This is a genomic window from Corynebacterium yonathiae (assembly GCF_027570195.1).
Classification (GTDB): domain Bacteria; phylum Actinomycetota; class Actinomycetes; order Mycobacteriales; family Mycobacteriaceae; genus Corynebacterium; species Corynebacterium yonathiae.
The window spans coordinates 16,488-28,626 of sequence record NZ_JAKMUZ010000005.1; the positions used below are offsets into that span (position 1 = coordinate 16,488).

Genomic DNA, 12,139 nt, shown 5'->3' on the forward strand with positions numbered 1-12,139 from the left:
TATTTGTCTTCGCAAGACTAACAACCCGACGATGGAAATCACATTGAGACTCCGTTAAAAGAACCTGTGAACTACCGCCCTGGTCGGTCTAGTCCGTACAATCGCGAGGGTGCAAATAAATCGCGAGAGTATTATCGCCGCCGCTCTTTCCCTGCTTGATACCTATGGGCTTGGCGACGTCACCATGCGCCGCGTTGCTTCTTCCCTCAACGTTGCACCCGGCGCCCTGTACTGGCACATTGCCAATAAGCAGGCTCTTATTGCGGCCTTAGCGGAAGACATTATCGCCCCTATTTCAGGGGAATCGCTCGGGGAACTAAGCCTCAACCTTCGCGAATTACTGCTTGCCCGGCGCGATGGTGCTGAGGTGGCCATTGCCGGCCTCTCCCTCCCCCAAGCCCCTGCCTGGGACCGCCTGGTAGCAGTCTTTACCGCTGCCGCAGCACGCAGCACACCGGCCGCTGATAGCGCCCACCGCGCCGCCGCCCTATCAGCCATTCACCTAGTACTCGGCGCCACCTTGATGGAACAGTCCCAACGCCAGCTTGCAGAAACCACCGGCGCGGCGCCCGATACAGACTATCGCGCTGACCTCATACGCGGTGTACGCATTATTAACACCGGATTAATACACGGCGCCGGCGACTAGAAAGTAGTTATGCTCGTGGGCATGAACACTCCCGCCATGGACGCAATCCCCACGCCCACCGAGCGCTACAGCCGCCAAATCTGGCCCGGCAAACCCACCCCACTCGGCTCCACCTTTGATGGATCCGGTACCAACTTCGCCCTCTTTTCGGAAGTCGCAGACAAGGTTGAGCTCTGCCTCATTGATAAAGAGGGCGATGAAGAACGCATAGAAATGGCCGAAGTAACCGCCCATGTGTGGCATATTTACCTCCCGAATGTCACCCCTGGGCAGCGCTACGGCTACCGCGTCTATGGCCCCTATGAACCAGAAAAGGGCCTGCGCTGCGATCCCTCCAAGCTCCTCGTTGACCCCTATGCCCGCGCCTTCGACGGCGAATTCGACGGCGATGCTTCCCTGTATTCCTATGACATCCACGCCGAAGAGCCCGGCACCGGCCGCAACGAGGAAGATTCGCTCGGCCACACCATGCTTTCCGTGGTCATTAACCCCTTCTTTGACTGGCGCAGCGATCACCGCCCGCATATTCCGGATAATGAAAAGGTTATCTATGAAACCCACGTCAAGGGCATGACGATGACTCACCCGGACGTTCCAGAAGAGCTGCGCGGCACCTACGCCGGCATGGCCCACCCAGCCGTGATTGATTACTTCAAGGAGCTCGGGGTTACCACCGTTGAGCTAATGCCCGTGCACCAATTCCTCCAGGACGATCGGCTGCGCAACCTAGGTCTGCGCAACTACTGGGGTTATAACACCTTCGGCTTCTTTGCCCCACACCATGACTACGCCTTTGCTAAGAAGCCAGGCGAGGTGGTCTCCGAGTTTAAGACCATGGTTCGCGCCTTCCATGAGGCCGGCATCGAAGTTATCCTCGACGTGGTCTATAACCACACCGCAGAAGGTAATCACATGGGCCCCACCATTGCTTTCCGCGGCATCGACAATGGCGCCTACTACCGCCTCGTCGAGGGCGATGAAGCCCACTACATGGACTACACCGGCACCGGCAATTCCCTCAATGTGCGCCACCCGCACTCACTCCAGATGATTATGGATTCCCTGCGCTACTGGGTCACGGAGATGCGCGTCGATGGTTTCCGCTTCGACCTAGCTGCGACCTTGGCGCGGGAGCTTGACGACGTCGACAAGCTAGCTACCTTCTTCGACCTAGTCCAGCAAGACCCCATCGTCAGCCAGGTCAAGCTCATCGCTGAGCCCTGGGACATTGGCCATGATGGCTACCAGGTAGGCAACTTCCCGCCGATCTGGAGCGAATGGAACGGCAAATACCGCGATACCGTGCGCGATTTCTGGCGGGGCGAGCCCGCTACCCTGGGCGAATTCGCCTCCCGCCTGACCGGCTCTTCGGATCTCTATGCCGATAATGACCGCCGCCCTAGCGCCTCCATCAACTTCATTACCGCCCACGATGGCTTTACTCTGCGCGACCTCGTGTCCTATAACGACAAGCACAACGAGGCTAATGGCGAAGACAATCGCGACGGAGAATCCTTTAATCGCTCCTGGAACTGCGGCGAAGAAGGCCCGACCGATAACGACGAGGTCCGCAAGCTGCGCCGCCGCCAGGTGCGCAACTTCCTGACCACCCTCCTACTCTCCCAAGGCACTCCGATGCTCTCGCACGGCGATGAGTTCGGCCGCACACAAGACGGCAATAATAACGTCTACTGTCAGGATAACGAGCTGTCGTGGATGGACTGGTCCATGCTGGAAGAGGAAAAGTCCGCCGCCATGCTGGGCTTTACCAAGCGCGTGCTGTCTATTCGCAACCACCACCCCGTCTTTCGCCGCAAGCGCTTCTTAGCCGGCGGCCCACTCGGCGCGGATGTAAAGGAACGCGATATCGCCTGGCTGGTTCCTTCCGGACGCCTCATGACCCAGGACGACTGGGACCACGACTTCGGCCGCGCCCTTATGGTCTATCTCAATGGCAATGCCATCACGGAAACCACCTCCCGCGGCGAGCGCATCACCGATGATTCCTTCATCATGATTTTCAACTCCCACGACGGCGAAATCGAGTTCACCCTGCCTACCAAGGATCTCGGCGCCACGTGGCGGCTGATGGTCGATACCGCCGATTCCGGCGGCTACCCCGTAGAGGAAACCCTTATTGAAGCAGAGGGTACGATCACGGTGCAGCCGCGTTCGACGCTGATTTTTCGTCAGGTTGAACCGCCCGTTTTCGATTCCTAAAGAAAGGCCCCTCGTGTCATTTCCCGCGCACGGCGCACTCATCGATGTCACAGCGGAAAAACTTGTGCTCCACCGCACCCTGCTGGCCACCAGCCTCGGCGCCCCCGCCACGCAGGGCATCCCGCTCGATTCCATCGACGCCGTGCGCGTAAATGAACCGACCTCCACTGGCTTCGGCGTCCTCGACCTTGGTGCCGCCGGCTCTATTTCTTTTGCCCCGCACCAAGACCCGCAAGCCGTCGCCCGCGCCATCGCCGCCGCCCAGCGCGGCGATGCTCCCTCCTCCGCCGCAACGATCCCCGGCCTCGATTTCACCGCCGTGGATGTAGAAACGGCCAACGATAACTGGGGATCTATCTGCCAAATCGGCGCTGTGCGCTTCCGTGACGGCCAAGAGAGCGACTCCCGCTCCTGGCTGTGCACCCCACCGCCTGGCCTCGAGCACTTTGCGGATATCAACGTCTCCATACACGGCATTACCGCGAGCGATGTGGAAGGGGCGTCGGCCTTCGCCGACGTTGCCAAGGAGCTCTTCGACTTCCTCGGCGGCGACGTGCTTGTCGCGCACAATGCCCAGTTCGATTCCACCGCGCTGCGCTCCGGTCTGCTTACCGCCGGTGCCGAGGTGCCCACCGTGCCGCTGGCGTGCTCCCTCGCACTGGCCCGCGACGCCTCCAAAGCAAAGGTAATTTCGGTGCGAAACCACAAGCTACCCACCGTCGCAGCCCACCTTTCCGCGCCGGACTTTAGCCACCACGACGCCACCGAAGACGCCCGCGCCGCCGGCGAAATCATCGCTCGCTTAGCCGAACGCTTTGGACACACTGGCAGCATTCGCGACCTATTCACCGCCCGCGAATTTACCTTGGGTCGGCTCGATGCCGAGGCTATCCTGCCCGTCCTGCGCGCCCATACCGCCCCCACCTCGGGCGCGGACCTCGGCGCCGGCACCGACTTCCGCGGCCAGACCCGCGCTGCCGGTTCTGCAAAGAAAAAGTCCAGCAGGCCCGCCCCGTGGCAAACCGTTGCCACCCCAGACACAATCCCGGAGCCCAATCCAGACGCGGATCCGGAAGGCGCGCTCTACGGCCAGCATGTCACCCTTACCGGTGATTTCGAGCCCTATGACAAGGGCGTGCTATGGCAGGGCATCGCCGAGCGCGGCGGCCAGGTAGCCAAAAACGTCACCAAAAAGACCACCCTGCTTATCGTGGGCGAATGGGCGAAGAAGACCTCCAAGGAAAAGCGCGCGGAGGAGCTGCAGGCCAAGGGCCAAGAAATCGACATTTGGCCAGCCGATAAGCTCTTTGCCGAGCTGCAGCTCGACGCCGATCCACCCTTTTAGGCCCACCCGGGGAACCAAACGGCGTCTTCTCCAGTCCAATAAAGGCGACCGCATCCTACCGCCACTGGAGAATTCGCCGTGACCGTCGCCCTGCGCCCGCCTCGCCCAACCACCGCAAACCTGCTGCCTGCCCTCTTCGCCCGATCCTGGCTGAAAGAACAGCGGCTTTCCGACGACGGCTTTTGCGACTCCCTCGCCACCATCCAACTCTCCCCCAGCCTGTCCATGGCGCTTGTCTTTCCCGGCAAGCAAACCTTCCGCCGGCTCAGCCACCGCGGTCTTGCCGACATGGATATCTCCGCGCGCCGGGCCTGGAATCACGCCTCTCATAACCTGCAGCGCGCCGCTCTCGATTCGCAGGGGCTGCGCTTCTGGACCCGCCCCGCCGCCTGCGATCTTCCCTCCGCCGCACGCTTCGGAGGCCTGCAGGTCCGCTCCCACAGGGCGCCGATTTCCTCCTGGATGGCCCACCCAGAGACCTTTACCGTGCTGGACAAACACATGCGCCGCCTCCTGCGCTCACACTCGCTGACCTACCTCGTGCCGGACTCCGCCACGCTCTTTGCTTTTGCCCACCTGCCTGACACCTATGCTCGCCAGCTGGCTGCCGACGCCGTCGAGCGCGTGCCCCGTCATCGCACCGTGCTCCACCCACGCCCGCTAGTATGGTCTAACGGATTCCCGCGGGAGTTATGAAAGGAGCACCATGCCGGAAAGTAGGATGTCGCGGCTGAGCAACCAGTATCACGACTGGGCGCGCAGCCACCCCACCGCCGCGATGGACTTCCGCACCGCTATCGAGGATCTCCTCAATGACGCCGGCATCATCTTCGACCGCGTCTCCACCCGCGTCAAAACCTGGCCCTCTCTTAAAGCCAAGGCCAAAAAGCGCCGCGAGAACGGCGATTTTGTCTACCCCCAGCCGTGGCAAGAGATACACGATGTGATGGGGGTGCGCGTTACGCTTTATCACTCCACTGCTATTCCAGAAGCGCTGAGCGTTTTAGGGGAATCGTTCAAGGTCGAACGCTCCGTGGATAAGGCTGCCGAAACCCGCATCTCCGGCGGCTTTGGCTACGGCTCCCACCACCTCGTGCTCACCGTGACCGAGGATAGCGCTGCCGCAATGGAAGAGCTCACGGACTATGTAGGCTGGACCTTTGAGGTGCAGATTCGTACCGTCCTGCAGCACGCATGGGCGGAGTTTGAGCACGATATTCGCTATAAGCAGGGCCCCAATCCGCCTTCGCCCGAAGTGGACCGCCTCTTTACCTTGGCCGCGGGACTTATCGAGCTCGCGGACCAACAATTCGATGAGATTGCCGCACTCAAGGCTCCAGATACAGAAACCGATAAGGACGTAGAACTTACCGCCGAGACCCTGCCGGGCGTGCTGGCCATCATCCTAGGCAACCGCTTCCCACTCTCGCGCTCGGAACACTACCGCTTCTTGGCAGAACTGCTGGAACAAAACGGAGTGCGCCACTTGGGTCAGCTAGAGCAGCTGCTTGATGATACCGCCATTGCTCACGTCCACGACGCCATGCGTTACCGCTTCCGCCCCGGCCAGGTACGGCTTATCGACGACCTGCTGCTCAATAAGTTTGGCAAGCAGCATATCGAAGCCACCGCCGAATCCGGCGATCGCCCGGGCCGCAAACGCCGACTTACTGCGCGCCTGAAAGCTTTGCGCGCTGCCCGCTAGTTTCGGCTGATTATCGGAAACCGCCGCGGAATTTCTCCATATCGCGGCGCTCTTTCTTCGTCGGCCGCCCCGCTCCGCGCGGGCGCACGGGGACAGACGGCATAAATTCCTTGGGCGGAGGCGGCGGAGCATGGTCCGTATAGCACGTACGCGCCACGGGTGCGCCCACGCGCTTGGCCACAGTCGCTAGGACCTCAAGGTCATGCTCGTGATGGTTGCGCCACACGCGCACGCGGTCGCCCGGCACCACCTGTTGGGAGGGCTTGACGGCCTCCCCATTTATCTTGACGTGCCCGGCGCGCACGGCCGTCGCGGCCGCGGATCGGGTTTTAAACATGCGCACGGCCCACACCCAGGCATCAATCCGGACGGGGCGGCCGCTAGGTTGCGGTGCCGGCATCTAGTACTGGTTGTGGTTTTCGTTGACGATCTTCTGGATCTTAAACCAGTTATAGCCGCCACCAACCACGGCGACGATGGCGCCCACCAACATCCAGGCCCAGAAACTTGCCGCAGATAGCACGCCCAGCACTGCGCCCACGCCGAGGCCGCCGGCCACGCACACAACGACGTTGCGGGAGTGCTTGCGCACTTGCTGCTTGCGCTGCGCAATGGGGTTATTCGGTCGCTGCTGCATACTCATGTTCAGGATCCTACCTCAACCCACGCGCTACCGGCTTCTGCCGCCTCGAGCTGGCCTTGTGAGATCGCTGCCAGCGTAGCTTCCAGCTCTTCCAGCCCACCCGGGCGCACGGCCACGGTAAAAGTCACCGCAGCCGCATACGCGGTATCGGTTATCTCATAGCCGCGCCCACGCAGATCCGCCTCCACTCGCCCGGCCGTCGCGTGTGGGCACTCCACCGCATAAAGCTCCCGGCGCGCCCGGGTCACCGCGCGCACCTTCTCCATGGTCTCGCTCACTGCACCGCCATAGGCATGCACGAGACCGCCGGCACCCAGCTTGATACCGCCGAAGTAGCGCACAACCACCGCACAGATATCGAGCATGCCGGAGCCTTTGACTACATCCAGCATGGGTTTTCCGGCCGTTCCAGAAGGCTCGCCATCATCGGAGGAGCGCTCCACCGGATTCGCGCCGTCGACATGGTAGACGTAGGCGGAGCAGTGGTGGCGGGCGTCGGGAAAGCGGGTGCGGGCGGCGTCGATAAACGCGCGGGCCTCTTCCTCATTGGTGACGCGGCCGATCACAGTAATGAACCGAGAACGCTTGATTTCAATTTCGTGTTCGACTTGGCCTACGGGGCGACGATAAGAATCCTGCATTAGGCTACGAGGAATTCGTACTCGGGGGTGCCAGGCTTGAGGTACTGCACCGAAATCTTGGATTCACCCATGCGCTCGAGCAGGCCGTCGAGGTCCTCGGCGCGGCTAAGCTGCAGGCCTACCAGCGCAGCGCCAGTCTCCCGGTTATTGCGCTTCAGGTACTCAAACAGCGTGATGTCATCGGTCGGGCCCAAAATCTCCTGCAAAAAGTGGCGCAGCTGTCCCGGCTCCTGCGGGAAATTCACCAGGAAATAATGTTTGAGTCCGCGGTGGACTAGGGAGCGCTCCATGATTTCGGCGTAGCGCAGCACGTCATTATTGCCGCCAGAAATCACGCACACCACCGTCGAGCCCGGCTGCAAGTCCAGCTGGTGCAGGCCCGCCACCGACAGTGCACCGGCCGGCTCGGCAATGATTCCCTCATTTTGATAGAGGTTGAGCAAGTCCGTGCACACCGCGCCCTCGGACACGGTGTCAAAACTCAAGCGCTCGCGATTGGCGTCCAAAATCTCATATGGCAGCGCGCCCAAGCGCTTTACCGCCGCCCCATCCACAAAGGGGTCGACTTCTTCTAGCGTTACCGGCCCGCCGTGGTCAAACGCCGCTCTTAGCGACGCCGCCCCTTCCGGCTCCATTCCCACCACTCCGGCGCCCGGTGCCATATCCGCAAGGTAGGAGGTGATGCCCGAAATCAGGCCGCCTCCTCCCACGGGTACAACGATGGTATCCAGCGACTTTCCCTTGGCCGATAGCTGCGCCAAAACTTCCGCGGCAACGGTGCCTTGTCCGGTGATGGTATCGCGGGCGTCGAAGGGCTCGATGAAGGTAGCGTCGCGCTCGGCGGCGTCGGCATGCGCGGCCGCGGCTGCCTCATCGAAGTTGGAACCAACCACCACCAGTTCTACTTGGTCGCCGCCGTGGACCAGGATGCGGTCGCGCTTTTGCATCGGCGTGGGCTCTGGCACAAAAATCTTGCCGCTGATTCCCATTGTGCGGCAGGCATAAGCCACGCCCTGTGCATGATTGCCGGCCGAGGCCGTGACAATTCCCCGGCCGCGCTCTTCCTGAGGGACATTCGACATTCCGTTTAACGCGCCGCGAATCTTATAGGAGCGTACGTCTTGCAAATCCTCCCGCTTGAGGTAGACCTCGCAACCCGTCTCGGCCGAAAGCCGAGCGCAATACTGCAGCGGAGTCGGGGCGATTTCCGAGCTAATCCGCGCCTGCGCCTGCTGGATATCGGATGCATGGATGGTCGATTCAGTCATGTCTTGACAGTCTACCCATTCACTGGAAATTCACTGGCTTTTAGTTCCAGCGTTACATAGTGGACATAACCACAAGAAAGGAATATTAATGCTCAAGCGCATCTCTCTGCGTTACTTCCTCGCTCGTCCTTGCCTTCGGCCCAGCCGCGCATGCCCACATCGTGGATAACGTGCTGGAGCACTCCGCGTCCCAGCGCATCCTCACCGTCAACGCGCGCTCCGGCGAGGTCGACATCCTTGATGGTTCCGATCCCACCCAGCCGCACAAGATCGGCGCCATCTCCGCCGGGGGAGACAAAGAAATCAACTCGGTAGCTGTACGCCCCGATGGCCTGGCCGTCGCCGCGGTGCAACAGGCAGATAAGACTGACAGTGGCGAGGCGCTGTTTTCAACACCGAGGCTGGTGAGGAGCTCGGACGCGTGGGCGTGGGCGCGCTACCAGATAACGTGCATCTCACTGCCGATGGCCGCCACGCGCTCGTAGCCAACGAGGGCGAGCCTTCCGACGCCCTGAATGCCGAAGGCCCTGCCTACCTCAAGGATCCGGAACGCTCCGTTTCTGTCATTAACCTGCCCACCGACGTCGCTGCGCCCCCGCTTAGCGACGTTCACACGGCCGACTTCACCGCCTTTGACACCGCCGACCTTGACCCCTCCATCCGTATCTTCGGCCCTTCCGAACACCATAATCTGCCTTCACGGGACTTCGAGCCGGAATACATTTCCTTTGCGGACGGAAAAGCCTAAGCCACGCTGCAAGAAAACAACGCCATCGCGGTCATCGATATCGAGTCTGCCACGGTAGAAAAGGTTCTTCCCGCCCACATTGCAGACCACTCCCAGGTGCCGTTGGATCCGTCTAATAAGGATGACGCTGCCGAGCTGCGCACCATCCCGGTACACGGCCTATCCATGCCGGACTCCATCAGTGCCTTCGAAGTAGATGGACAAACCTTCTTCGCCACCGCCAACGAGGGCGATGCCCGCGAATGGGGCGACTATACCGACGAAGTGGAACTCAAGGACCTAGTCAAGGAGGGCAAGGTCTGCGACGATCTCGAGCTTGCTGACGGCATCGAAGACAAGAAGTTCGCCGGCAACCTCAAGCTATCTAATGCTTCTGGCTGGGACGAGCAAAAGGGCTGCTTCGATGGTTTGTACTCCTACGGCTCGCGCTCCTTTAGCATCTACAACCGCGAGGGCAACGTCGTCTTCGACTCCGGCTCGGACTTTGAAGAAATCACCAAAGGCATTCCTAGTCTGAACTTTAATGCCGATAATGAGGATCCCGAATTTGATGACCGCTCTGATAATAAGGGCCCGGAGCCAGAGGCACTGACCATTGGCAAGGTTGGGGATCGCACTTACGCCTTTATCGGCGCGGAGCGCGTGGGCGGCATCTTCGTCTACGACGTGACGACCCCCACCGAAACAAAGTTTGTCACCTACGTTAATAGTCGCGATTTTTCCGTCGGCTACAACGAGGACGATGTCGCAGCGATAGCCCTGGCCGGCGACCTCGGCCCCGAGGGTCTTGCTTTCGTCCCAGCGACTGACTCCCCGACCGACGATGCCCTCCTCATCGCCGGCAACGAGGTATCCGGCACCACCACCGTGTTCTCAGTCAAGGACCTGCTTGCCGATGCCGCCAACTCCACGCCTGACAAGCCCAATGGCTCCAGCACCGGCAGTAGCATCGCCGCCGGTGCCGGAATCATCGACGGTTTAGTGGGCCTCGGTGCGCTGATTGGCGGGGCATTAAACTTCTTGCCGAAGCCCATTGACGAGTTCTACGCACTGCTACCGGCACAGGTGCGCAAGCTTTTGCCACAGACGTTCCGAGGTTTACCTGCTAAATTGTTTGAGGCTAATACCTCTCACTCTAAATAGAACCATGCGCAACCGTCTCAGCATTTCGCTCGTCGCAGCCATCGCCGTGGCAGCAGGCCTCGTCGCACCAGCTACTGCTTCTGCCGCAGAAGAGCAATCAAAGTAGATTTCGGCTGAATGCCAGGCCGAGGTCGACGAGGCCAAGGAGGAGCATCTTAAGAAGATCGAGAACGGCGAGCTCGGATCTTCCGCCCACACCCCGCAGGAGCTTATCCAGGGCCTGACCAACGGCTACGGTTCTTCCGGAATGCCAAAGGAGCCAGACTGCGTTGCCCAGGAGGCGAAGCAGCGCCAGATCGAGGCACTTGAGCGTCTGCCTATTTGGGGCTCTTCCACCCCAGAAAAGTTCCTCGAGGTCATGAGCTGGGTGACCGTGGCCACCAGCCTCGTCGCTGCGTTGCTGCAAGCCTTGACTATGGTTGCCAAGGTGAACCCGGCTGTGCTGAAGCCGATGAAGAACGCCCTCACGCAGCTGGGCGTGCGCTTCTAGGCGCCAAAGATTAAGCCGCTCCGGAGTTCCGGAGCGGCTTTAGGCGTTTTTAAAACAGTTCGCGGGTAGCGATGTCAGCGCCTTCTACCAAGGATTGCAGCTTCGCCCACGCAATCTGAGGGTGTAGGCGGCCGCCCAAACCGCAATCGGTCGATGCGATGACATTTTCCGGTCCAACCACCTCGGCGAATTGAATGATGCGATCAGCTACAAGCCGCGGGTGTTCCACCGCATTGGTGGAGTGCGAGACCACACCCGGGTAAATCACGGTTCCTTCCGGCAGCGCATGGTCCTGCCACACACGCCACTCATGCGCGTGACGCGGTGACGCGGCTTCGAAAGAAAATCCGCCGACCTCGGCCCGCAAGATTTCCTCGATGATATCTGCAAATGGGACGTCGGTTACGTGCGGGCCGTGCCAGGAACCCCAGCAGATATGCAGGCGCGTTTGTTCCTTGGGCAGGCCAGCAATGGAATCATTGAGCACGTCAATACGCTCGCGAATGAAGCCTCGGAAGTCTTCTACGGAAGGCTCCGGATTAATTTGGTCCCAGGCCTCGGCCAGGTCAGGTGCGTCGAATTGCACGGTGAGCCCGGCATCGGTGATGGCTTGGTACTCGGTGCGCATTGCTCGGCCGACGTCGGCAAGCAGCTCATGCTCATCGTCGTAGTAGCGGTTGGTCAGGCGCGCGGCCGAGCCGGGGGAAAGGGCAGCGATGAAGCCGGGGGTGCCGGAAGGTAGGGCGTCGGCAAGCAAGCGGACATCGGCGGCAACTTCATCTTGGCCGATATAGGTTACCGGGCCGGTGAACTCTGGGTTTGCCACCTTGGCGCGACCGGTGAAGATGCCAGAATCCGGGTCATTATAGGCCTCCGAGAACAGCGCGCGGTCACGTCGATCAATAAACGACGTCAGCCGCGGCTCCCCCGGCTTGGAGCGCACTACCTCAGCCGATTCCCAGCGGTCGGTATCCGTCATCGTCAGCCCGCCCAGGCGGCTAAAGGAATAATTCCACCACGCACCGTAGTCCACGGCACCCGAGGTGATATGGCCGTACTCGCCCTCGTTAATGATATCGAGGCCGAGATCGAGCTGCCGCTTGACGACGTCCGCCACCGCGGCCTTCAAAATCCCCTGAAACTCCGCGGCCGGCAGCTCCGCACGCTTCAGGTTGGCTTCCAGCAACTCTAGAGTGCGCGGCAGTGAGCCGACGTGGGTGGTGCGAATCTTTGTAACCATCAGGTTTCCTCCATTGATATAGACTGTGCTGTCTAGATTAACGGAGG

The 12,139-nt window shown here is 60.7% G+C and carries 12 protein-coding genes and 1 pseudogene; 8 read left to right on the top strand and 5 right to left on the bottom strand.

The features are described 5' to 3' along the window. Window positions 1-109: 109 nt before the first annotated feature. The 5 genes from L8V22_RS03465 to L8V22_RS03485 all read left to right on the top strand — a co-directional run bounded on the left by L8V22_RS03465 (window position 110) and on the right by L8V22_RS03485 (window position 5,919). Window positions 110-649: a TetR family transcriptional regulator gene (locus tag L8V22_RS03465; RefSeq protein WP_238799459.1), complete on the top strand. Its 540-nt coding sequence runs from the start codon at window positions 110-112 to the stop codon at window positions 647-649. 21 nt (window positions 650-670) lie between these two features. Further along, on the top strand, window positions 671-2,869 hold the full coding sequence (gene glgX, locus L8V22_RS03470) for a glycogen debranching protein GlgX (RefSeq protein ID WP_238799457.1): 2,199 nt from the start codon (window positions 671-673) through the stop codon (window positions 2,867-2,869). Window positions 2,870-2,882: 13 nt separating this feature from the next. Continuing rightward, complete coding sequence (locus L8V22_RS03475) at window positions 2,883-4,214, top strand: exonuclease domain-containing protein (protein WP_238799450.1); 1,332 nt, start codon at window positions 2,883-2,885, stop codon at window positions 4,212-4,214. Window positions 4,215-4,292: 78 nt separating this feature from the next. Then, window positions 4,293-4,910, top strand: a complete 618-nt coding sequence (locus L8V22_RS03480) for a hypothetical protein (RefSeq protein WP_238799448.1) — start codon at window positions 4,293-4,295, stop codon at window positions 4,908-4,910. 10 nt (window positions 4,911-4,920) lie between these two features. Beyond that, window positions 4,921-5,919 carry a GTP pyrophosphokinase gene (locus L8V22_RS03485; RefSeq protein ID WP_238799447.1) on the top strand — a complete coding sequence of 333 codons (999 nt, stop codon included), beginning with the start codon at window positions 4,921-4,923 and terminating at the stop codon, window positions 5,917-5,919. Between the two features lie 10 nt (window positions 5,920-5,929). Here the strand turns inward: L8V22_RS03485 and L8V22_RS03490 are convergent, their stop codons facing one another. Genes L8V22_RS03490 through ilvA form a run of 4 tightly spaced genes read right to left on the bottom strand, consistent with a single transcriptional unit; the run spans window position 5,930 to window position 8,471 of the window. Next, a complete protein-coding gene (locus L8V22_RS03490; protein WP_023021235.1) occupies window positions 5,930-6,319 on the bottom strand; it encodes an RNA-binding S4 domain-containing protein in 390 nt (129 codons plus the stop codon). Beyond that, complete coding sequence (locus L8V22_RS03495; RefSeq protein ID WP_238799446.1) at window positions 6,320-6,562, bottom strand: hypothetical protein; 243 nt, start codon at window positions 6,560-6,562, stop codon at window positions 6,320-6,322. Between the two features lie 2 nt (window positions 6,563-6,564). Beyond that, window positions 6,565-7,203, bottom strand: a complete 639-nt coding sequence (locus tag L8V22_RS03500; protein ID WP_238799445.1) for a YigZ family protein — start codon at window positions 7,201-7,203, stop codon at window positions 6,565-6,567. After that, complete coding sequence (ilvA, locus tag L8V22_RS03505; protein ID WP_238799444.1) at window positions 7,203-8,471, bottom strand: threonine ammonia-lyase IlvA; 1,269 nt, start codon at window positions 8,469-8,471, stop codon at window positions 7,203-7,205. Before ilvA ends, L8V22_RS03500 begins: the two co-directional genes overlap by 1 nt. A 170-nt stretch (window positions 8,472-8,641) precedes the next feature. Between ilvA and L8V22_RS11695 the strand changes: the two genes are divergently transcribed. From L8V22_RS11695 to L8V22_RS03515, 3 genes and pseudogenes are all read left to right on the top strand, one after another. Beyond that, window positions 8,642-8,956, top strand: coding sequence for a hypothetical protein (locus tag L8V22_RS11695; RefSeq protein ID WP_420839942.1), 315 nt, complete (start codon window positions 8,642-8,644; stop codon window positions 8,954-8,956). After that, a pseudogene (locus L8V22_RS03510) lies at window positions 8,920-10,362 on the top strand (choice-of-anchor I family protein). Before L8V22_RS11695 ends, L8V22_RS03510 begins: the two are co-directional and overlap by 37 nt. A 247-nt stretch (window positions 10,363-10,609) precedes the next feature. Beyond that, window positions 10,610-10,852 (top strand): hypothetical protein, encoded by a 243-nt coding sequence (locus L8V22_RS03515; RefSeq protein ID WP_238799443.1) that lies wholly within the window; start codon window positions 10,610-10,612, stop codon window positions 10,850-10,852. A gap of 49 nt (window positions 10,853-10,901) precedes the next feature. Here the strand turns inward: L8V22_RS03515 and L8V22_RS03520 are convergent, their stop codons facing one another. Then, window positions 10,902-12,092, bottom strand: coding sequence for a cobalamin-independent methionine synthase II family protein (locus tag L8V22_RS03520; protein ID WP_238799442.1), 1,191 nt, complete (start codon window positions 12,090-12,092; stop codon window positions 10,902-10,904). Between the last annotated feature and the right edge of the window lie 47 nt (window positions 12,093-12,139).